This is a genomic window from Variovorax sp. PBS-H4 (genome assembly GCF_901827205.1).
Lineage (GTDB): Bacteria > Pseudomonadota > Gammaproteobacteria > Burkholderiales > Burkholderiaceae_C > Variovorax.
Map to the genome: position 1 here is coordinate 5,007,053 of NZ_LR594675.1, position 20,874 is coordinate 5,027,926.

16 protein-coding genes are annotated in these 20,874 nt (G+C 67.1%); 6 read left to right on the plus strand and 10 right to left on the minus strand.

Annotation, left to right across the window (positions count from 1 at the left end):
- Window position 1: 1 nt before the first annotated feature.
- Window positions 2–3,778 (minus strand): trifunctional transcriptional regulator/proline dehydrogenase/L-glutamate gamma-semialdehyde dehydrogenase, encoded by a 3,777-nt coding sequence (putA, locus tag E5CHR_RS23920; protein WP_197893872.1) that lies wholly within the window; start codon window positions 3,776–3,778, stop codon window positions 2–4.
- A gap of 284 nt (window positions 3,779–4,062) precedes the next feature.
- Between putA and kynB the strand changes: the two genes are divergently transcribed.
- Genes kynB through kynA form a run of 3 tightly spaced genes read left to right on the plus strand, consistent with a single transcriptional unit; the run spans window position 4,063 to window position 6,868 of the window.
- Window positions 4,063–4,701 carry an arylformamidase gene (kynB, locus tag E5CHR_RS23925; protein WP_162582149.1) on the plus strand — a complete coding sequence of 213 codons (639 nt, stop codon included), beginning with the start codon at window positions 4,063–4,065 and terminating at the stop codon, window positions 4,699–4,701.
- Entirely contained in the window at window positions 4,698–5,984 is a 1,287-nt protein-coding gene (gene kynU / locus E5CHR_RS23930; RefSeq protein ID WP_162582150.1) for a kynureninase, read from the plus strand. The genes kynB and kynU overlap by 4 nt, the downstream gene beginning before the upstream one ends.
- 47 nt (window positions 5,985–6,031) lie before the next feature.
- Window positions 6,032–6,868, plus strand: a complete 837-nt coding sequence (kynA, locus tag E5CHR_RS23935; RefSeq protein WP_162582151.1) for a tryptophan 2,3-dioxygenase — start codon at window positions 6,032–6,034, stop codon at window positions 6,866–6,868.
- On the opposite strand, the gene E5CHR_RS23940 is transcribed toward kynA, so the two are convergent.
- The gene (locus E5CHR_RS23940) at window positions 6,865–7,077 is read right to left on the minus strand and encodes a hypothetical protein (protein WP_162582152.1); all 213 of its coding nucleotides are present in this window, start codon (window positions 7,075–7,077) and stop codon (window positions 6,865–6,867) included. The genes kynA and E5CHR_RS23940 overlap by 4 nt on opposite strands.
- Window positions 7,078–7,089: 12 nt before the next feature.
- On the opposite strand from E5CHR_RS23940, the gene E5CHR_RS23945 reads away from it, so the two are divergent.
- Window positions 7,090–8,337, plus strand: a complete 1,248-nt coding sequence (locus tag E5CHR_RS23945) for an SMI1/KNR4 family protein (protein WP_162582153.1) — start codon at window positions 7,090–7,092, stop codon at window positions 8,335–8,337.
- An 8-nt stretch (window positions 8,338–8,345) separates the two neighbouring features.
- On the opposite strand, the gene E5CHR_RS23950 is transcribed toward E5CHR_RS23945, so the two are convergent.
- From E5CHR_RS23950 to E5CHR_RS23970, 5 genes are all read right to left on the minus strand, one after another.
- Window positions 8,346–9,527, minus strand: coding sequence for an FAD-dependent monooxygenase (locus E5CHR_RS23950; protein WP_162582154.1), 1,182 nt, complete (start codon window positions 9,525–9,527; stop codon window positions 8,346–8,348).
- 6 nt (window positions 9,528–9,533) lie between these two features.
- A complete protein-coding gene (locus E5CHR_RS23955; protein ID WP_162582155.1) occupies window positions 9,534–9,803 on the minus strand; it encodes a DUF6587 family protein in 270 nt (89 codons plus the stop codon).
- Between the two features lies 1 nt (window position 9,804).
- Window positions 9,805–11,703 (minus strand): ferrous iron transporter B, encoded by a 1,899-nt coding sequence (gene feoB / locus E5CHR_RS23960; protein ID WP_162582156.1) that lies wholly within the window; start codon window positions 11,701–11,703, stop codon window positions 9,805–9,807.
- Window positions 11,696–11,977, minus strand: a complete 282-nt coding sequence (locus E5CHR_RS23965) for a FeoA family protein (RefSeq protein ID WP_162583871.1) — start codon at window positions 11,975–11,977, stop codon at window positions 11,696–11,698. The genes feoB and E5CHR_RS23965 overlap by 8 nt, the downstream gene beginning before the upstream one ends.
- Window positions 11,978–12,095: 118 nt before the next feature.
- Window positions 12,096–14,963: an aconitate hydratase gene (locus E5CHR_RS23970; protein WP_162582157.1), complete on the minus strand. Its 2,868-nt coding sequence runs from the start codon at window positions 14,961–14,963 to the stop codon at window positions 12,096–12,098.
- 126 nt (window positions 14,964–15,089) lie between these two features.
- Here E5CHR_RS23970 and E5CHR_RS23975 point away from each other — a divergent pair, with 126 nt between their 5' ends.
- Window positions 15,090–15,917: a helix-turn-helix transcriptional regulator gene (locus E5CHR_RS23975; RefSeq protein WP_162582158.1), complete on the plus strand. Its 828-nt coding sequence runs from the start codon at window positions 15,090–15,092 to the stop codon at window positions 15,915–15,917.
- Between the two features lie 102 nt (window positions 15,918–16,019).
- The gene (locus tag E5CHR_RS23980; protein ID WP_174255739.1) at window positions 16,020–16,520 is read left to right on the plus strand and encodes a pyridoxamine 5'-phosphate oxidase family protein; all 501 of its coding nucleotides are present in this window, start codon (window positions 16,020–16,022) and stop codon (window positions 16,518–16,520) included.
- A 66-nt stretch (window positions 16,521–16,586) separates the two neighbouring features.
- Here the strand turns inward: E5CHR_RS23980 and E5CHR_RS23985 are convergent, their stop codons facing one another.
- From E5CHR_RS23985 to E5CHR_RS23995, 3 genes are all read right to left on the minus strand, one after another.
- Complete coding sequence (locus E5CHR_RS23985; RefSeq protein ID WP_162582160.1) at window positions 16,587–19,178, minus strand: bifunctional aconitate hydratase 2/2-methylisocitrate dehydratase; 2,592 nt, start codon at window positions 19,176–19,178, stop codon at window positions 16,587–16,589.
- 80 nt (window positions 19,179–19,258) lie between these two features.
- Entirely contained in the window at window positions 19,259–19,819 is a 561-nt protein-coding gene (locus E5CHR_RS23990) for a hypothetical protein (protein ID WP_162582161.1), read from the minus strand.
- Window positions 19,820–19,850: 31 nt separating this feature from the next.
- Window positions 19,851–20,849, minus strand: a complete 999-nt coding sequence (locus E5CHR_RS23995) for an HpcH/HpaI aldolase/citrate lyase family protein (protein WP_162582162.1) — start codon at window positions 20,847–20,849, stop codon at window positions 19,851–19,853.
- Between the last annotated feature and the right edge of the window lie 25 nt (window positions 20,850–20,874).

A 20,874-nucleotide genomic window follows, 5' to 3' on the forward strand; every position in this document is an offset into this window, starting at 1 on the left:
CTCAACCGATCGTCATGAGTGTTGCATTGCCGCCCGCCGCCGCCGTGTTGACGCTTAGCGACCGCTCGATCACCAGGCTCTCCAGCGGCACGTCGGTGGCGCGCGGCGGCAGCGCGCGGATGCCGACGATGGGACCCGCGCGCAAGGCGAGGGCCTCCGTCACGCCTCGCAGCGCCGTAACGTCGCCCTGGTAGAGCGCGGCATCGAAATTCACCGTGGCCGCTCGCCAGTCCTGAGCAATGGCAATGCGTTGCCGAACATCGGGCGGCAGCGATGCGAACAATGCTTCGTTCGCCGGCACGGCCGGCCAGACGGCCCTGCTGCCCACCGCCAAAACGGCCGCCAGTTGCGTGAGTCGGTCAGTGACATCGTCGGCCAGGCACAACACGGCCTCGCGCGGCAGCAGCGTATAGACGTTGCGCTCGCCGGTCGGCCCGACCAGCGTGCGAGCATGGCCGCTGCGAGACAGGCTCGCGAAGCGATCGCACAGGTCCGCCAAGCCCGGGTTGCCGTTGGCAGTGGCCCAGTCGCGCAATGCTGCCAACGCGCCGGCGGGCCGAACGGAATCCACGTCTTTCGTCGCGTTATACGGATCGGCCGCCATCAACGCCCGCGCCATCACGTCATCGGGTCGTGTCGCAAGCATGCGGTACATGTAGAGCGGTCCACCGGCCTTGGGCCCGGTCCCCGACAGGCCTTCTCCTCCGAAGGGCTGCACCCCGACTACCGCGCCAACCATGTTGCGATTGACGTACACGTTGCCGGCGCGCGCGTGCTCGACCACCTGCGCGATCGTCTCGTCGATACGGGTGTGCACGCCCAGCGTGAGGCCGTAGCCGGTGCTGTTGATCTGGCCGATCAAGGCGTCGAGTTCCCGGCGCCGATAGCGCACCAGGTGCAGCACCGGCCCGAACACTTCGCGCTGCAGTTCCGACAAGCTGTCGAGTTCGATCAGGGTCGGCACGACGAAGGTGCCTGCCAAGGTCGCGCCGCCGACCTCTCGCGCCTGGCGGTAGACTTTGCGGCCACGCTGCCGCATGCCCGCGATGTGCGTCTCGATGCCGTCGCGCGCCTCGGCATCGATCACCGGCCCAACGTCGATGGCCAGGCTCGCCGGATTGCCAATGCGGCTTTCGGCCATGGCACCCTTGAGCATCTCTATCACGCGGTCGGCCACGTCGTCCTGCACGCACAGCACGCGCAGGGCCGAGCAGCGCTGGCCAGCGCTGTCGAAGGCCGATGCGACCACGTCCGTCACGACCTGCTCCACCAGCGCCGACGAGTCGACGATCATCGCGTTCTGGCCGCCGGTCTCTGCGACCAGCGGCACCGGACGGCCGTCGGCCCCGAGGCGTGAGGCCAAGGTCTTCTGCAGGATGTGCGCCACTTCGGTCGATCCGGTGAACATCACGCCCTGCACGCGTGCATCGCCGACGAGCGCGGCACCAACCGTCTCGCCGCGGCCGGGCAGCAACTGCACCGCCGCATGCGGTACGCCGGAGCGCCAGAGCAGACGCACGGCTTCGGCAGCGACCAGCGGCGTCTGCTCGGCGGGCTTGGCCAGCACGGGATTGCCTGCGGCCAATGCGGCGGCGACCTGGCCGACGAAGATCGCCAGCGGAAAGTTCCAAGGGCTGATGCACACCATCGGTCCCAGCGGACGATGGGCCTCGCCCGAAAACTCGCGGCGTGCCTGCGCGGCATAGAAGCGCAGGAAGTCGACCGCCTCGCGTACCTCCGCGATGCCATTGGCAAAGGTCTTGCCCGCTTCGCGCGCCAGCAGCCCCAGCAATCGCGGCATGCCTTCTTCGAGCAGGCTGGCCGTCTGCTCGAGCCGATCGGCGCGCTCTGCTGCCGGCGTGGCCGCCCAGGTCGGGGCGACCTGCAGCGCCGACGCGATTGCGACGTCGACGTCGCCAAGCGTCGCTTCGCAGACTTGACCGACCACATCGTTCAGGTCCGCGGGATTGCGCAGCAGCTCGGTGTGGGCGCCCGCCGCACGCCGTGCTTCGGCAAGCATCGGGCCTGCCGTCCACGCTTCGTCTGCGCTCTCGCGCAGCGCGGACTGCAATGCGCGCAGGCTGTCGTCACTGGCGAGATCGAGGCCCTTGGAGTTAGTTCGTGCTCGGCCGTAAATGTCGCCCGGCAGCGGGATCGACGGATGGGGCAGTCCGACGGCGCCCTCGCCGGCAGCCATCTGCTGGACCGTCGCTACCGGATCTTCCACCAGCTTCTCGATCGCGATCGTCGGATCCGCAATGCGGTTGACGAACGACGTGTTGGCGCCGTTCTCGAGCAGGCGGCGCACCAGATAGGCGAGCAGCGTTTCGTGCGTGCCGACCGGCGCATAGATCCTGCAAGGACGCCCGAGCTTGCCGGCCGCGGTCGTCCCGACAACCTGCTCGTACAGCGGCTCGCCCATTCCATGGAGGCACTGGAATTCGTACTGACCCGGCGCATAGGCGGCGGGCTCTGCCATCTCGTAGATGGCCGCCAGTGTGTGTGCATTGTGGGTTGCGAATTGCGGATAGATCGCCTCGGGCGCCGAGAGCAGCTTGCGAGCACATGCGAGGTACGACACATCGGTGTAGGCCTTGCGCGTGTACACCGGGTAGCCTTCGAGGCCGTCGACTTGCGCGCGCTTGATTTCGCTATCCCAATAGGCACCTTTGACCAGGCGAACCATGAGGCGATGGCCGCTGCGCAGTGCGAGGTCGACGACGAAGTCGATGACGAAGGGGCAGCGCTTCTGATAGGCCTGGATCACGAAGCCAATGCCGTTCCAGCCCGCGAGTGCCGGCTCGAAACAGAGCCGCTCGAGCAGGTCGAGCGAGAGCTCGAGTCGGTCGGCCTCCTCGGCGTCGATGTTGAGTCCGATGTCGTAGCGCCTGGCAAGCAAAGTGAGTTCGCGCAGCACAGGGTACAACTCGTCCATCACGCGGCCGCGCTGGGCACGCACGTAGCGCGGATGCAAGGCAGACAGCTTGATAGAGATGCCCGGCCCCTCGTAGACGCCCCGGCTGGCAGAGGCTTTCCCGATGGCATGAATCGCCTGCTCGTAGGCCGCGCGATACCGCTGCGCATCGTGTGCCGTCAGAGCGGCCTCCCCGAGCATGTCGTAGGAGTAACGGAAACCCTCGGCCTCGAGCTTTCGTGCGTGCTCCAGCGCCTGCTGGATCGTCTCACCGGTCACAAACTGCTCGCCCATCATCCGCATCGCCATGTCGACGCCCTTGCGGATCAGCGGCTCGCCGCCTTTCCCGATCAGGCGCGTGAGCGTGACGGAGAGGCCGGCCTCACTGTGCGTTGCGACCAGCTTGCCGGTGAGCAACAGCCCCCAGGTCGCTGCGTTGACGAACACGGAAGGACTGCGTCCTGCATGCGCCTGCCACTGGCCATCGGCGATCTTGTCGCGGATCAGAGCATCGCGTGTGCCCTTGTCCGGGATGCGCAGCAGCGCTTCGGCGAGGCACATCAGGGCGACGCCTTCCTGCGAGGAGAGCGCGTATTCCTGCAACAGGCCCTGGACCAGCCCCGCGCGACCGCCGGCGTTCTTGCGGCTACGCAGCTGGGAGGCGATGCGATGCGCCAATTCGTGCGCGGCGCCGGCCGCCGCCGGGGCAAGCCGGGCACCTTCCAGCAATGGCGGCAACGCCTCAGGTTCCGATCGCCGGCAGGCGGCAGTGATGCTCGAGCGGAGGTCGCCTTTGGCCTCCAGCCCATCGGCAAAAGCCGAGAAGGGAAGAGAAGACGCGGCGGGGGCAGGACTGTGTGTCATGACGGTACCGGTTGGTGGATACATCGATCATGCAGCCGCACCACCCGAATATCTGGTCAAAAATTCGGTTGCATGCAGAACAAATCACTATCGCAAATGGAGCGATTTCCTGTCCTCTCATGACTGCTGCGCGTGATCGAAGTATTGGCAGACAACCGCAAGCTCGATTCGGGCTCTCGCAATGAAGCAACAGATGGGCACCGGCCTGCGGGGCATGAGCAGTGTTTGCGTTCTGTTGGAAATAACCGACACCACGTCGCGGTTCACGGCGCTAACTTCGCGCCATGAACCAACGCATCTGGGACATCTCGCCGCCGGTGCACGAGGGCGCGCCGGTGTTCCCGGGCGACACGCCCTATCGGCAGCGCTGGGCGGCGACCATCGCGCCAGGCTGCCCCGTCAATGTCAGCGAGATCACGCTGTCACCGCACGTCGGCGCGCACGCCGACGCGCCGCTGCACTACGACCCTCAGGGCGCGAGCATCGGCGCGGTGGACCTCTCCCCCTACCTCGGCCCTTGCCGGGTGATCCACGCGATCGCGCGCGGGCCGCTGGTCGAATGGGCGCACATCGCCCATGCCGTCCATGACCTGCCGCCACGCGTGCTGGTGCGCACCTATGAACGCGCCCCCGTCGACCGCTGGGACGGTGCGCTCGCGGCCTACGCGCCCGCCACCATCGAGCGCCTCGCCGCACTGGGCGTGAAGCTCATCGGCATCGACACTGCCAGCATCGACCCGGCCGACAGCAAGACCCTCGACAGTCACCAGGTCATCCGCCGCCTGGGCCTGCGCGTGCTCGAGAACCTCGTGCTCGACGAGGTGCCGGAGGGCGACTACGAACTCATCGCGCTGCCGCTCAAGCTGGTGACGGCCGACGCATCCCCCGTTCGCGCCGTGCTGCGCGAACTCACCATCCCATGACCATGACTCTCGACGACTGCCGGCGCCTCGATGCCCAAGACCCCCTTGCCGCGCTGCGCGGCCACTTCATCCTGCCCGAGGGCGTGATCTACCTCGACGGCAATTCGCTCGGCGTGCTGCCCAGGGCCGCGCCTGCGCGCATCGCCGAAGTGGTCACGCAGGAGTGGGGCGAAGGCCTGATCCGCTCCTGGAACAGCGCGCGCTGGATCGACCTTCCGCAGCGCCTGGGCGACAAGCTCGCCCGCCTGATCGGCGCTGCGCCGGGCGAAGTGGTCTGCACCGACGGCACCTCGGTCAATCTCTACAAGGTGCTGTTCGCGGCCCTCTTGCAGATGGAGCCCAGCGGCCGCCGCGTCGTACTCAGCGAGCGCAGCAACTTCCCGACCGACCTCTACATCGCGGAATCGCTGTGCCGCGAGCGCGGCTTCACGCTGAAGCTCATCGAGGAAAGCGAGCTGCCCGCCGTGCTGGACGACCAGGTGGCGGTACTGATGTTGACGCACGTCAACTACCGCACCGGCGCGATGCACGACATGAAGGCGCTCACCGCAGCGGCCCACGCCGCCGGCGCGCTCACGGTGTGGGACCTGGCACACAGCGCGGGCGCCGTGCCGGTAGAGCTCAACGACTGCAGGGCCGATTTCGCGATCGGATGCGGCTACAAGTACCTCAACGGCGGCCCGGGCGCGCCGGCCTTCGTCTGGGTGCATGCGCGGCATGCCAGCCGTTTCGAGCAGCCTTTGTCGGGCTGGTTCGGCCACGCAGCGCCTTTCGAATTCACGCCGCATTACCGTCCTGCCCAGGGAGTCACGCGGTACCTCTGCGGCACCCAATCCATCCTGGCCCTGTCCGCGCTCGAATGCGGACTCGACAGCGTGCTCGCGGCCGAGCCTTTCAACGGCGGCCGAGGCGGCATGGCGGCCTTGCGCGCCAAGTCACTGGCACTGACCGATGCCTTCATCGCCCTGGTCGAGGAACGCTTGCCAAGACGCTTCGCGCTCGTCACGCCGCGCGAACATGCCCGGCGCGGTTCGCAGGTCTGCCTCGCACTCGCCGACAAGGGGCCGGGCGCCTACGCCATCGTGCAGGCCCTGATCGCCCGCGGCGTGATCGGCGACTTCCGTGCCGGCGATACACAAATGCCGGACATCCTGCGCTTCGGCTTCACCCCTCTGTACCTCGGCTTCGAGGATGTCTGGCATGCCGTCGAGCACCTGGTGCAGGTGGTGGAACTCGAGGAGTGGAAGCGCCCCGAGTTCAACCAGAAGCTTGCCGTGACCTGAGGAAAGCCCATCATGAACTGCACGGCCCGCAGGGCGGAGGTTTTTCAATGAGCACCGAAAAGATCGTCCACGAAGAAAAGGCGCAACTCGACTTCAGCGCCTCGATGAGCTACAGCGACTACCTCAGCCTGGATGCCATCCTGAACGCTCAGCACCCGCGTTCGCCGGCCCACGACGAGATGCTCTTCATCGTGCAGCACCAGACCAGCGAACTTTGGATGAAGCTGATGCTTCACGAGCTGCGCGCCGCGATTCGCTGCGTGGCCGAGGACGAGCTCGCCAGCGCCTTCAAGATGCTGGCGCGTGTCTCGCGAATCATGGAGCAGCTGGTGCATGCCTGGGACGTGCTGGCCACCATGACGCCGCCCGAGTACAGCGCGATGCGCCCTTACCTCGGCAGCTCCAGCGGCTTCCAGAGCTGGCAGTACCGGTGTGTCGAATTCGCGCTGGGCAACAAGAACGCCGCCATGCTCAAGCCCCACGCGCACCGGCCCGAACTGCTGGCCGAGGTCGAGGCGGCATGGCGCTCGCCCTCGCTCTACGACGAGGCGCTGCGCCTGCTGGCGCGCCGGGGCTTCGCCATACCGGCCGACCACGTCGAACGCGACTGGACCCGCCCCTACGAATCCAGCGACGGCGTGGAGCAGGTCTGGCTCAGCATCTACCGCGATCCGAAGCAGCACTGGGAGCTCTACCAGCTGGGCGAAGAGCTGACCGACCTGGAAGACGCATTCCGCCTCTGGCGCTTCCGCCACGTGACCACCGTGGAGCGCGTGATCGGCTTCAAGCGTGGCACCGGCGGAACGGGTGGCGTCAGCTATCTGCGCAAGATGCTCGACGTGGTGCTGTTTCCGGAAATCTGGAAGCTGCGCACCGATCTCTAGTTCTGGTTTGATCGGCCCGGCGGCACTGCGGGAAACTTCGCCGCCGTCAGCCGGTTCTGGACGGCTTGCGCCGCGGCCTTCAGATCGCCGAGATGGCGCTTCACGTTGCTCCCGCGGTTGCTTGGCCCGAAGAACTTGATACTCTCCTTCATCGCCCGGCGATCGATCGGCGCAGCTGGTTCGGCTGAGCCGCCGCGGGCCTGCGACAACAAGGAGACTCCATGAGCGACCACTTTGCCGAAGAAGAACTGGCCCTCCTGCGCGAGCACGGCATCGTGCTCTTCGCCGAGCGGGTGATCTTCGATGCGCAGCCCCCGATGGGTGTAGAGCAGATCGCGGCATTGCAGGATCTCTGCGCAGGGCCGATCCCGCCCGAGCTGGTCGCGCTCTGGCAACGCACCGCCGGCGGGCGCATCGACTACGACCTGCATCTGCGCATCAACGGCTACGAGGAGGCGGTCAGCTGGGCCGAATTGTTCTGGAACGGCGGCGGCTCGGGCCATGACCTCCACGACTGGATCGACCACGAACAGCAGAACGCGCGGGACGCAGCCGAGGCCAGCGGGCAGCGGTGGGACGGCAAGCTCACCGCCCTGCCCTTCGGTGGCTTCGAGTCCAGCGATCGGATCTACGCGGTGGTCGAGCAAGGCGCCGACTACGGCCACGTCCTGGCCTGGAAGCAGGGCCTGCCCGAGGCCTGGGCGCATGCGATGCACGAGGACGGCATGACCACGATTGCGCACGATCTGCCGGCGGCCTTCGCCATGCTGCACCTCGACGAGGACCCGCTCGAGCCCGCCGGCGACTACTACACCGGGCAGGCGCTGCTCGAATATCTCGACGAACGACACCAGACGCACGGCCTCGCGCTCGAGGTGGTGGACAAGCTCGTGGCCTTCTACCGCCGCGCGGTGGTGGACTGGCGCGCGCCGCTGGCCGCCGGCACGCTGGACCGCGATGCCGTGCTGTCGCGCATCGCGCTGCGGCACGCCGTCGCCACCGACGACGCTGCGCTGGTCGGCCAGCTCGCCGCCGCCAACGTGGCGCTCGACGGACCGCTGCAGGGCAGCGCCTTGGCCACCGACCTGGCCCTTGCCCACGGGGCGCACCATGCGGCTGAAGCACTCGCGCGCGCGGGGGCGCCGGTGTCGGCCGATGCGCTCGACGCCATCGACAGCGCAGTTTCGCCCGAGCTCGTGGCTCTGCTGCTGCACCGTGGCGCACAGCCCAGCGCCACGGCAATAGCCGAATGCGTGGCCTGCGGCGCGCCCGCGGCTGCACGCGCCATCGCGGACGCCTACCGCGAGCAGCACCAGGACCTGGCAACGGCGTTCGAGGCGGCGCGGCAGGACATGCTGGCCGACCTGGAGAGCTCGCTGGCCGAAGTGCGCACCGGCAAGCGCAGCCACTACCTCGGCGCCGAGGGCCTGGCCGAGCGTGTCGACCACTTGCAGAGCTTCAGTCTCTAGGCGTTGAATCAAGCCCCGTACAGCCAGGGCACGTCGAGCAGCCGTGCCCCGAGCAATCGCAGGGCTGCGTCGCGGCCTACGCGCACCAGGCCGGTCGCATGGAAGATCTCCCCATTGCGTTGCGCCCGTGCCTGCACCTGCGCATTGCGTTCCCAACGCTCTTGCGCGTAGCGTGCAAGACGCTGCGGCACCTCTTCGGCGCCGCAGCCATCGAGTGCCTCGGCCAGCGCAACGCTGTCCTCGATCGCCATACCGGCGCCCTGCGCAAGATAGGGCAGCATCGGGTGGGCGGCATCGCCGACGAGGGCCACGCGCTCGCCGGCCATCTGATCGGGACCGCTGAGCGGCGGGCGATCGCACAGCGTCCAGGCACGCCAGGCAGGCATCGCTTCCAGCAGCGCTTGCAGGCCAGTGTGCATGTGGCCGGTTGCGGCTTGCAGGGTGGCGAGGCTGCTGGCCTGGTCCCAGTCGCGCGCGTCCCCCGCCGGCACGGCCTCGGCCAGTACCACCACGTTCAGGGCTTCGCCGCGGCGTACCGGATAGGCCACCGCATGGAGGCGTGGGCCGAGCCAGACGCTGACCTGCATGCTTCGCAACGCTGTCGGCAGCGCGGACTGGGCAATCAGCGCGCGCCACGCCGTGTGGCCTGTCGCACGCGGCGGGACCGTGTCTTCCACGACCCGCGCGCGGACCGTACTCCAAAGACCATCGGCGCCGATCAAGGCGTCGCCTTCCCAGGCCCGGGTCGCGGTGCTCGCGACGCAGACCGCGCCGGAACGAGCCACGGCATCGGTGATGCGCGCGCCGGTATTGAGGGTGACGGCGCCGGTGCCGCGCACGGCCGCCAGCAGCAGCGCATGCAGGTCGGCGCGATGGGCGCAGAGATACGGAACGCCATAGCTGCGCAGCATTGCATTGCCGAGCGGCATGCGCGCGATCTCCCCGCCCCGCACTGCGCTGCGCACGACGAGGGCCTCAGGTTTGGCGGCAATCCGCATCAGCGGCTCCCACACCCCCAGCATTTGCAGGCGACGCACGACGTTGGGGCCGAGCTGGACGCCGGCGCCGACTTCGGCGAAGGCCACGGCTTGTTCGAACAGGTCGATGCGATGGCGGCGACGAGCCAGCGCGAGCGCGCTGGCCAGGCCCGCGATGCCGCCGCCCGCGACCAGGATATGAGCGGCACGCATGCCCGCTCAGCGCGCGGTGGTGCTGCGCCTGGCTTGCGCCGAGGAATCGGCCGGGGTGCCGCAGCTGCCGCAGGTCTCGCAGGAACCGCACCCCGAAGTCTTCGCAAGCGAATCGGCCAGCCGGCGCGCACGCTGCGGATCGAGCAGGCCCGCGCGCTGCGAGCCCGAAGCGAGCCGCGCCGCAGCGGTGCGGCGCCAGCCGGCGGGCATCCAGCGCCAGACCGCGTAGAACGCCGCCAGGGCGACGATCAGTCCGACGATGATCTGTTGCGTCATCTCATCCTCCTGTGAGTGCCAGGGCCGCACGATAGGTGATCCAGCACGCGATGTAGGCGAGGGCAAACAGGTACGCGGCCATGATCCACACGTAGCGCCACGAACCGGTCTCGCGCTTCACCGCCGCCAGCGTCGAGATGCATTGCGGCGCGAATACGTACCAGACCAGCAGCGACAGGGCCGTGGCGAGCGACCAGCTGCCGGCGATCAGCGGCTCCAGCTGGCCCGCGACGTCGTCGCCGGTGGCAGACAGCGCGTACACCGTGCCGAGCGCGCCCACCGCCACCTCCCGCGCCGCCATGCCGGGCACCAGCGCGATCGAGATCTGCCAGTTGAAGCCGATCGGCGCGAAGATGTGCTCCAGGCCGCGGCCGATGATGCCGGCCAGGCTGTACTGGATGGCCGGGCCGGTCGCACCTTCGGGTGGTGAGGGGAAGGTGGAAAGGAACCACAGCAGGATCGTCAGCGTCAGGATGATGGTGCCCACCCGCTGGATGAAGATCCAGGCACGCTCGTACAGGCCCAGCGCCAGGTTGCGCAGGCTCGGCCAGCGGTAGGCCGGCAGCTCCATCATCAGCGGCGAGCGCTGCTGGTTGTTGCGAAAGCGCTGCATGACCCAGGCCACGGCCATGGCCGAGACGATGCCGAACAGGTAGAGGGCGAACAGCACGACGCCCTGCAGGTTGAACACCCCGCCCACGGTGCGCGCCGGGATGAAGGCCGCGATCAGCAGCGCATAGACCGGCAGCCGCGCCGAGCAGGTCATCAGCGGCGCGATCATGATGGTGGTGAGCCGGTCGCGCCAGTTGCTGATGGTGCGCGTGGCCATCACGCCGGGGATGGCGCAGGCGAAGCTCGACAGCAGTGGAATGAAGGAGCGGCCCGACAGCCCCACCGTGCCCATGACGCGGTCGAGCAGGAAGGCGGCGCGCGGCAGGTAGCCCGAGTCTTCGAGCGCCAGGATGAACAGGAACAGGATCAGGATCTGCGGGAGGAACACGATCACGCCGCCCGCGCCGGCGATGATGCCGTCCACCAGCAGGCTTTGCAGCATGCCCTCGGGCACCCACCGCTTCACCAGTTCGCCGATGGCGCCGGTGGCGTCCTTGATGGCATCCATCGGCACGTTGGCCCAGCTGAACACCGCCTGGAACATCAGGAACAGCGTCACGGCCAGCACCAGCATGCCCCATAGCGGGTGCATCACCACGCGGTCGATGCGGTCGCTGGCGGCCAGGCTGCCCGCGGGTTCTCGCACCGCCACGGCCAGGATGCGGCGGACCTCCCGCTGCGTGGCGAGCACGTCGTCGAGGCCCGGCGCTTGCCAGGGCAACGCCCGGGCCACCGCGACCGGCGCGTCGAGTTGCGCCAGCAGGCCCTGTGCACCGCCCGCGTGCACGCCGACCGTCTCGATCACCGGCACGCCGAGCTCGGCCGCCAGCAGCGGCACGTCGATCCGGAGGCCTTGCTTCTTCGCCATGTCGGTCATGTTGAGCGCCACCACCATCGGCAGCCCCAGGCGCCTGGCCTCGAGCACCAGGCGCAGGTTGAGCCGCAGGTTGGTGGCGTCGGTCACGCACACCAGCAGGTCGGGCAAGGCCTCTTCGCTCTTGCCGGTCACCACGTCGCGCGTGACGGCCTCGTCGGCCGACAGCGCATTGAGGCTGTAGGCCCCGGGCAGGTCGAGCACGGCGACGCGCCGGCCCGACGGCGTGCGCAGCAACCCCTCCTTGCGTTCGACCGTCACGCCGGCGTAGTTGGCCACCTTCTGGCGGCTGCCGGTGAGCAGGTTGAAGAGCGCGGTCTTGCCGCAGTTGGGATTGCCCAGCAGTGCGATTCGCGCAGGCGGCGCCGACGAGACCGCGGCGCCCGGCTGGAATTGAAGGATCGCCTCAGACATGGTGAGCGGCTCCCGGCAGCACGCGCACCAGCGCTGCCTCGTGGCGCCGCAGCGCGAAGGTGGTGTGGCCGAGGCGCACGGCCAGCGGCTCGCGGTTGGGCACGCCACTGGCGACGATGCGCACCATCTCGCCCGGCACGAAGCCGATCTCGGTCAGCCGAAGCACCAGGTCGCGCACCTCCGTTGCTTCAGCCCGCGAGACTTCGAGCACGGTGGCCCACTGGTGGCTGGGAAGCTGGTCAAGGCTGATGGCGGCCGTCGCCGCCGGATTCATGGTGGTCACCCGCAGATCCAAAATCGACAAAATGAGAATTATTCTCGAAAACGACGATCTTGGGCGAATCGGCAGCGAAGAATCCCTGCCGGACGGGCATCATCGCGGCCATGGCCAGTCAGGCGGCCAGGAGCTGCCTCAGCACGAACGGGAGAATGCCCCCGTGCTTGTAGTAGTCGACTTCGATCGGCGTGTCGATGCGCAGGCGCACGGTCACCTCCTGGTGCGTGCCGTCGGCGCGGTGGACCACGATCTTCACGTCCATCTGCGGCTTGAGCTCGCCGCCGATGACCACATCGATCTTCTCTTCGCCGGTCAGGCCCAGGCTTTCCCAGGAATCGGCGCCGCGGAACTGCAGCGGCAGCACGCCCATGCCGACCAGGTTGGCGCGGTGGATGCGCTCGAAGCTGCGCGCCACCACCGCCTTGATGCCCAGCAGCTGCGTGCCCTTGGCCGCCCAGTCGCGAGAGGAGCCGGTGCCGTACTCTTCGCCGCCGAAGATCACGGTGGGCACGCCCTGCTCGATGTACTTCATGGCGGCGTCGTAGATGAACATCTTCTCGCCACCGGGCTGGAACAAGGTCATGCCGCCCTCTTCGCGCGAGCCGTCAGGACCTGGGGGGATCATCAGGTTCTTGATGCGCACGTTGGCGAAAGTGCCACGCATCATCACCTCGTGGTTGCCGCGGCGCGAGCCGTAGCTGTTGAAGTCGGCCTTTTGCACGCCGTGGGCCTTGAGCCAGATGCCGGCCGGCGAGCTTTCCTTGATGGCGCCAGCGGGCGAGATGTGGTCGGTGGTGATCGAATCGCCGAACAGGGCCATGATGCGGGCGCCGGTGAAGCCCGCGTCCGGCGCGTGCGGCTGCATCTTGAAGCCGTCGAAGAAAGGCGGCTTGGCAATATAGGTCGACGTCGGCCAGTCATAGACCTGGCCTGCGGTGCCCTTGATGCTGCTCCACAGCTTGCCGGGGTGTTCCTGGATCTGCTCGTAGTTCCTGCGAAATGCCCTGGCGTTCATCGCATAGCGCAGGTTCTCGTCGATCTCTCTCGAACTGGGCCAGATGTCGCCCAGGTACACGTCCCTGCCCTTCTTGCCCTTGCCAACCGGCTGGGTCATCAGGTCGACCATCACGTTGCCGGCAATCGCATAGGCCACCACCAGGGGCGGCGAGGCCAGGAAGTTGGCCTTGAGGTTCGGATGGATGCGCGCCTCGAAGTTGCGGTTGCCCGAGAGCACGGCTGCAGCCACCAGGTTGTTCTTCGTGATCACGTCGTTGATCTCGGGCGCCAGGTCGCCTGCATTGCCGATGCACGTGGTGCACCCGTAGCCTGCCAGGTAAAAGCCCAGTTTCTCGAGGTAGGGGAGAAGGCCCGCCTTCTCGAGGTACTCGGTCACGATGCGCGAACCCGGCGCCAGCGAGGTCTTCACGTGCGGCTTGACCCTGAGGCCCGCCTCCACCGCTTTCTTGGCCAGCAGGCCCGCCGCGAGCAGCACGCTGGGATTGGAAGTGTTGGTACAGGAAGTGATGGCAGCGATCAGCACATCGCCGTTCCCGATGGTCACCGAGCCGTTGGTCGCATGGGCCGTCGTGGCGCCGACATGCGCGGCCTCGGCGGTCGGCTTGTTGGCCACCATCTCGACCACCGGCGCCGGCGCGCCAGGCCGGGGCTCGCTGGGCGCCTCCTCGGCAGTCTCGCCGCGCAGCGACAGCGAATGGCGTGCCTTGAGCTTTTCGGCAGGCTGGTTGAAGCCGTTGGCCTCGTTCGGCCTGCTGTAGAGCTCGGCGAACTTCGTCGCGAGATGGCCGAGGTCGATGCGGTCCTGCGGACGCTTGGGGCCGGCCAGGCTGGGCGTGACGGTGCCGAGGTCGAGCTTGACGACCTTGGTGTAGTTGAGCTCGCCGGGCGCGGGCATGCCGAACAGGCCCTGGGCCTTGTAGTAGGCCTCGAAGCGCTCGATTTCCTTGTCGGTCCGTCCCGTGCCCCGAAAGTACTCCACGGTCCTCTCGTCGACGGGGAAGAAGCCCATGGTCGCGCCGTACTCGGGCGCCATGTTGCCGATGGTCGCGCGATCTGGAACGGGGATGGAAGCGGCGCCGGGCCCGAAGAACTCGACGAACTTGCCCACCACCTTCTCGCTGCGCAGGATGTTGGTGACGTAGAGCACCAGGTCGGTGGCGGTCACGCCCTCGCGCAGCTTGCCGCCGAGCTCGAATCCCACCACGTCGGGCGTGAGCATGTAGACCGGCTGCCCCAGCATGGCGGCCTCGGCCTCGATGCCGCCCACGCCCCAACCCACGACGCCGATGCCATTGATCATGGTGGTGTGGCTGTCGGTGCCCACCAGCGAATCCGGGTAGTAGACCGGCGGGTCGCTCGTATCCTGCGCGCTCTTGTAGACGCCGCGCGCGAAGTACTCGAGGTTGACCTGGTGCACGATGCCGAAGCCAGGCGGCACCACGCCGAAGGTGTCGAACGCCTGCATGCCCCACTTCATGAACTGGTAGCGCTCGTTGTTGCGCTGGAATTCCAGCTTCATGTTGAGGTCGAGCGCCTTGGGCGTGCCGTAATAATCCACCATGACCGAGTGGTCGACCACGAGGTCGACAGGCACCAGCGGCTCGATGGTCTTGGGCGACTTGCCAAGGGACTGCGCCACGCTGCGCATCGCGGCCAGGTCGGCCAGCAGCGGCACGCCGGTGAAATCCTGCAGCACCACGCGGGTCACGACGAACGGAATCTCGTCGGTGCGGTCCGCGTTGGGCGCCCAATTGGCGAGCTGCTCGACGTGCTCGGGCGCAACCTTCTTGCCGTCGCAATTGCGCAGCACCGACTCGAGCACGATGCGGATCGAGACCGGCAGCCTGTCGACGTTGGGATATTGCTTGGCGAGTTCCTTGAGCGACCAGTATTTGCCGGCTTTGCCCGATGCAGTCTTGAAGGTCTTGAGCATGGGGGCGAAAGCGTGCGCCGGTTCTCTGGCCATGAGGAAACTCCTTGGATTCGTGGAAGGCACCTCAAAGATAGCAGGGTTCGATGACAAGGTCAGGCCCGACGAACGATGACCTCGCAGGTTATGGCTGGCACGCAGAGCATGACTACGATGGCGGGAATGAGCCTGCATTCCGCGCCGCCCACCGCTGCCGATTCCTTCGGCACCCACTTGCGCCACTGGCGCCGGCATCGCCGCCTGAGCCAGCTCGACCTGGCGCACGAGGCGCAGGTGTCGACCCGGCACTTGAGTTATGTCGAGACCGGCCGCGCCGAGCCCAGCCGTGAGATGGTGCTGCGCCTTGCCGAGCGGCTCGAAGTCCCGCTGCGCGAGCGCAACGCCTTGCTGGTGGCGGCCGGCTATGCGCCGATGTACCGGCAGCGTTCGCTGGATGACCCGGCCCTGGCACCCGCCCGGCAAGCTGTCGACCTGGTGCTCAAGGGGCACGAGCCTTTCCCGGCGCTGGCAGTCGACCGGCACTGGAACCTGGTGGCGCACAACGCGCTGGTGCCCCTGCTGATGGAAGGCGCGGCACCGGAGCTGCTGGCCGCGCCCGTCAACGTCTTGCGGCTCAGCCTGCACCCCGAAGGGTTGGCACCGCGCATCGCCAACCTGGCCCAATGGCGCGCCCACTTGCTGGAGCGGCTGCAGCAGCAGATCGCGGCGACGGGAGATACCGCGCTGGTCGCGCTGCACGACGAGCTTGCGGCCTACCCCACGCCGCGGGTGAGCCACGACGTGCCGACCAACAACAGCGAACTCGCCGGCGTGGCCGTCCCCTTCCAGTATGTGACAGCCCAGGGGCTGCTGAGCTTCATCAGCACGACCACCATCTTCGGGACGCCAGTGGATGTCACGCTTCAGGAGCTCGCGGTGGAGTCTTTCTTTCCGGCGGACGCCTCGACCGCCGCCGCCTTGGCCGCGATGGCGCAGCAGGCTGCAGGCTGACGAGGGTCGGCGACGGACGACAAGCGAACGCGGCCTTTCGTGTCGAGGTGCGCACGCGGCCGCGGTCTACGGTCACGATCTTTCACATCATCGGAGATGCCCATGCCCACCACCGACCAGCACGCCAAGCTCTGGGACCTGATCAAGGACACGCGCTACGGCATGCTGACCCACCGCCACGGCGACGGCCAGCTGCACAGCCACCCGCTCACCACGCAAAGCAAGAACCTGGAAGAAGGAGGGACGCTCTACTTCTTCATCCCGCGGGATGGCGAGATCGCCCGCCACGTCGCGAGCGACCCGATGGTCAATGTGTCATACGCCAACACGGACAAGGACAGCTACGTGTCGGTGGCCGGGCAGGCCGCGCTTGTCGAGGACCAGGCCAGGAAGGAAGCGCTCTTCAACACCATGTCCAAGGCCTGGTTCCCCCAAGGCCCCACCGACCCCAATCTCGGCCTGCTCGCGGTGCGCATCGTCGAGGCCGAATACTGGGACGTGACGGACAGCAAGATGGTCCAGCTGATGAAGATGGCCGCTTCGGCCGTCACCGGCAACCCGCCGAAGCAAATGGCGGAGCACGAAAAGGTCCGAGGCGGCTGACGACCGCGCAAGGACGCCCAAAAAAAAGCCCGCCGGACAGGCGGGCTCGTCTGAAAGGGTTGCGGGTCAGGCAGCGACCTTGTCCGCGACGTCCTTGTACTCCTCGATCTTGTCGAAGTTCAGGTACTGGTAGATCTGGTCACTCGACGCGTCGAGCACGCCTGTGCTGGCCATGTATTCCTCCTTCGTCGGGATGCGGCCCAGGCGCGAGCAGATGGCAGCCAGTTCGGCGCTGCCCAGATACACGTTGGTGTTCTTGCCCAGACGATTGGGAAAGTTGCGCGTGCTGGTCGACATGACCGTCGCGCCCTCGCGCACCTGCGCCTGGTTGCCCATGCACAACGAGCAGCCCGGCATCTCGGTACGCGCGCCCGCGTTGCCGAACACGCCGTAGTGGCCTTCCTCCGTCAGCTGCTGCGCGTCCATCTTGGTCGGCGGCGCAATCCACAGCTTGACCGGAATGTCGCGCTTGCCTTCGAGCAGCTTCGACGCGGCGCGGAAATGGCCGATGTTGGTCATGCAGGAGCCGATGAACACTTCATCGATCTGGGCGCCTGCAACGTCCGACAGCGTCTTCACGTCGTCCGGATCGTTGGGGCAGGCCACGATCGGCTCGTGGATGTCGGCAAGGTCGATGTCGATCACGGCGGCGTATTCGGCGTCGTCGTCGCCCTGGAGCAGTTGTGGGTCCTTCAACCAGGCCTCTTGCGCCGCAATGCGGCGGGCCAGGGTCCGGGCGTCGGCATAACCCTCGGCGATCATCCAGCGCATCAGCGTGATGTTGCTGTTGATGTACTCGATGATCGGCTCCTTGTTCAGGTGCACCGTGCAACCGGCGGCCGAGCGCTCGGCCGAGGCGTCGCTGAGTTCGAAGGCCTGCTCCACCTTCAGATCGGGCAAGCCCTCGATCTCGAGGATGCGGCCCGAGAAGACGTTCTTCTTGCCCTTCTTCTCGACGGTCAGCAGGCCCTGCTTGATGGCGTAGAGCGGGATCGCGTTGACCAGATCGCGCAGCGTCACGCCAGGCTGCATCTTGCCCTTGAAGCGCACCAGCACGGATTCGGGCATGTCCAGCGGCATCACGCCGGTGGCAGCTGCGAAGGCCACCAGGCCCGAACCCGCCGGGAAGCTGATGCCGATTGGGAAGCGGGTGTGGCTGTCGCCGCCGGTGCCGACCGTGTCGGGCATCAGCAGGCGGTTGAGCCAGCTGTGGATCACGCCATCACCCGGACGCAGCGAGACGCCGCCGCGCGTGGAAATGAAGTCGGGCAGCTCGTGGTGCATCTTCACGTCGACCTTTTTCGGGTAAGCCGCCGTGTGGCAGAAGGACTGCATGACCAGGTCGGCGCTGAAGCCGAGGCAGGCCAGGTCCTTGAGCTCGTCGCGCGTCATCGGGCCGGTGGTGTCCTGGCTGCCTACCGAAGTCATCTTGGGCTCGCAGTAGGTGCCGGGGCGAACGCCCTGGCCTTCCGGCAGGCCGCAGGCGCGGCCCACCATTTTCTGGGCCAGCGAGAAGCCCTTCTTGGTGTCTGCCGGGCTGACCGGCAGGCGGAACAGCGTCGAGGCGGGCAGTCCCAGCGCCTCGCGCGCTTTCGCCGTGAGGCCGCGGCCGATGATGAGCGGAATGCGGCCACCGGCGCGCACCTCGTCGAACAGCACTTCGCTCTTGACCTTGAATTCGGCGACGACCTTGCCGTCCTTCAGCGCCTTCCCCTCGTAGGGGCGCAGCTCGACCACGTCGCCCATGTCCATCTGGCTCACGTCGAGCTCGATGGGGAGCGCCCCGGCGTCTTCCATCGTGTTGTAGAAGATCGGCGCGATCTTGGCGCCCAGGCAGACACCGCCGAAGCGCTTGTTGGGAATGAACGGGATGTCCTGGCCGGTAAACCAGAGCACCGAATTGGTGGCGCTCTTGCGCGAGGAACCGGTGCCGACCACGTCGCCCACGTAGGCAACCTGGTGCCCCTTCTCCTTCAGCGACTCGATGAACTTGATCGGGCCGCGCTTGCCGTCTTCCTCGGGCACGAAGGGCGCGCCTTCGCGCTTGTTCTTGAGCATGGCCAGCGCATGCATCGGGATGTCGGGGCGCGTGGTGGCGTCCGGTGCGGGAGAGAGGTCGTCGGTATTGGTTTCGCCGGGCACCTTGAAGACCGTGACCTTCAGGCTTTGCGGCACTTCGGGCCGGCTGGTGAACCACTCGGCATCAGCCCAGCTCTGCAGCACCGATTTCGCGTTGGCGTTGCCCTTGTCGGCCTTTTCCTTGACGTCGTGAAACTGGTCGAACATCAGCAGGGTCTTCTTGAGCCCCTCGGCGGCGACTCCGCCCACCTCAGCGTCGTCGAGCAGATCGACCAAGGGCCCGATGTTGTAGCCGCCCAGCATGGTGCCCAGCAACTCGGTCGCGTGCGCACGCGAAAGGAGCAGGCTCTTCTCGGTGCCATGCGCCACCGCCGCCAGGAAGCTTGCCTTGACCTTGGCCGCGTCGTCCACGCCGGCCGGCACGCGGTGCGCGAGCAGGTTCAGCAGGAACTCGCCGTCCTTGGCAGTGGCGTTCTTCATCAGTTCGATGACTTCGCTGGTCTGCTTGGCCGACAAGGGCAGCGGCGGGATGCCGAGCGCGGCGCGCTCGGCGACATGGTCAACGTAGGCTTGCAACATTTCTTCTCTTCTCCGAGATCGGGAACCGGTGTGGCGGCCGAAGCAAAAGGCGGGCCGCCGCCGCCTTGTTTGGTCCTGGCTTACTTCTTGGGCGCATCAGCGCCGTCGAACAGGCTCTTGGGCGGGTTCTTCTTCATGTCTTCAGCGACGGCCGTCTGCTCATTGGCCTGGCATTCATCGGCCAGCCGCAGGCCCTGCTTCTGGCTCATCAGCATCGACTTGTTGCCAAGTTGAAGCCACATGGCCTCGGCCTTCGGATCCTCGAGGCGAATCGCTCCGGTGCGGCTGTTGACGGGGTGCATGAAGTACTTCGTGCTGCCGTGCGTGAGAACGAAGAAGCCGGGCTTCTTCTGGCTGCTCTCGATCGCCACGCTGGCACCGAGTTCGCACTTGATGGTGCCGGTGAGCACGCGCTTGGAGACCTCCAGGTCTTCGGGCGAGAGGACGACATCGGACTCTTCGCTGATGGGCTTTGCTTCCTCGAGCTTCTTGATGACGCGCTTGGGCACCACCTTCTGCGTCACTTTCTTGGCCGATTTCGCGGCCCGCTCCTTGAGCGGCGGCTTGGCCGCGGAGTCCTGGGCCAATGCCGACAGCGGCAGTGCGAGCGCGACAACGGCGATCAGGGCAATCTTCTTCATGGGTGTCTGTTCCTTTGTGGAGGTGTGGTTTTCAGGAGGTCGCCGCCGCAAACCATGCTTGCGCCTCCGGCGGCAGCGCACGGCCAGTGGCGTGCGCTCGCGAAAGTACCTGCCAGAAATGACGGTAGCTTGCGCGGTCGTGCAATGTGCCATCAAAACTGACCGGCGCCCAATCGGCAGCAGCCGCGGACGCTATGATTTTTGTAGCCATTTGAATCTGCCTCTCGTCGGGCGCGAAGGCCTCGAGGATGGGGCGGATCTGGTTCGGATGAATGCTCCACATGCGCGTGTAGCCGAACTCGCCGGACGCTCTTTTGGCTGCGGCGCGCATCGCATCCACGTCGTTGAACTCGGTTACCACGCAGTGCGAAGGCACTTTGCCGTGTGCATGCGCGGCCGAGGCGATCTCGAGCTTGGCGCGCACCACCAGCGGGTGGGTGAACTGGCCCGTTGCACCCATCCCCTCGGCGGGAATTGCGCCGCCATGGGCCGAGACGAAATCCATCAGGCCGAAACTGAGCGATTGCACGCGCGGATGGGCGGCGATCTCGAAGGCCTGGTGCACGGCAAAAGGCGACTCGATCAGAACGTGCAGCGGCAAGGCCTCCGCGCCAGCGGCGTTGAGCGCCTGCACGGCCTCGCGCACATCCGCGGCCGACTCGACCTTGGGCACCATCAGGTGGCTCAATCTGTGACCGGCGCGCCCCGCGATGGTGACGATGTCGCCGGCAAAGGCCGGATGGTCGACCGGGTGCACGCGCACCCCGACGCGCATGCCCGGGGCAGCGGCCAGGGCGAGCTCGGTGACCAGCGCCGCGTGCTCGGCTTCGCCACCCACAGGGGCGCCGTCCTCGCAATCGAGGGTGACATCGAACACGCAGGCGCCGAACTCCTGCGCCATCTCGGCCTGCAGGGCCAGGCTCTTGCGCATGCGCGCCTCGACGCCGCTGTAGTGGTCGCAAACCGGCAGCACCACGGCACCGGCCTGCGCGCCGAGCAGCACTTCCTGCGGATGGACGGAAGGGGTCATTGGCATACCTTCGCCTTCGGCTGCG

Coding starts and splice junctions, on each gene's coding strand:
- E5CHR_RS23975 (WP_162582158.1), top strand. CDS start 15,090: ATGAGCCTGCATTCCGCGCCGCCCACCGCTGCCGATTCCTTCGGCACC.
- E5CHR_RS23965 (WP_162583871.1), bottom strand. CDS start 11,977: ATGAATCCGGCGGCGACGGCCGCCATCAGCCTTGACCAGCTTCCCAGC.
- E5CHR_RS23950 (WP_162582154.1), bottom strand. CDS start 9,527: ATGCGTGCCGCTCATATCCTGGTCGCGGGCGGCGGCATCGCGGGCCTG.
- E5CHR_RS23945 (WP_162582153.1), top strand. CDS start 7,090: ATGAGCGACCACTTTGCCGAAGAAGAACTGGCCCTCCTGCGCGAGCAC.
- kynA (WP_162582151.1), top strand. CDS start 6,032: ATGAGCACCGAAAAGATCGTCCACGAAGAAAAGGCGCAACTCGACTTC.
- E5CHR_RS23990 (WP_162582161.1), bottom strand. CDS start 19,819: ATGAAGAAGATTGCCCTGATCGCCGTTGTCGCGCTCGCACTGCCGCTG.
- feoB (WP_162582156.1), bottom strand. CDS start 11,703: ATGTCTGAGGCGATCCTTCAATTCCAGCCGGGCGCCGCGGTCTCGTCG.
- E5CHR_RS23970 (WP_162582157.1), bottom strand. CDS start 14,963: ATGGCCAGAGAACCGGCGCACGCTTTCGCCCCCATGCTCAAGACCTTC.
- kynB (WP_162582149.1), top strand. CDS start 4,063: ATGAACCAACGCATCTGGGACATCTCGCCGCCGGTGCACGAGGGCGCG.
- E5CHR_RS23985 (WP_162582160.1), bottom strand. CDS start 19,178: ATGTTGCAAGCCTACGTTGACCATGTCGCCGAGCGCGCCGCGCTCGGC.
- kynU (WP_162582150.1), top strand. CDS start 4,698: ATGACCATGACTCTCGACGACTGCCGGCGCCTCGATGCCCAAGACCCC.
- E5CHR_RS23995 (WP_162582162.1), bottom strand. CDS start 20,849: ATGACCCCTTCCGTCCATCCGCAGGAAGTGCTGCTCGGCGCGCAGGCC.
- E5CHR_RS23955 (WP_162582155.1), bottom strand. CDS start 9,803: ATGACGCAACAGATCATCGTCGGACTGATCGTCGCCCTGGCGGCGTTC.
- E5CHR_RS23980 (WP_174255739.1), top strand. CDS start 16,020: ATGCCCACCACCGACCAGCACGCCAAGCTCTGGGACCTGATCAAGGAC.
- putA (WP_197893872.1), bottom strand. CDS start 3,778: ATGACACACAGTCCTGCCCCCGCCGCGTCTTCTCTTCCCTTCTCGGCT.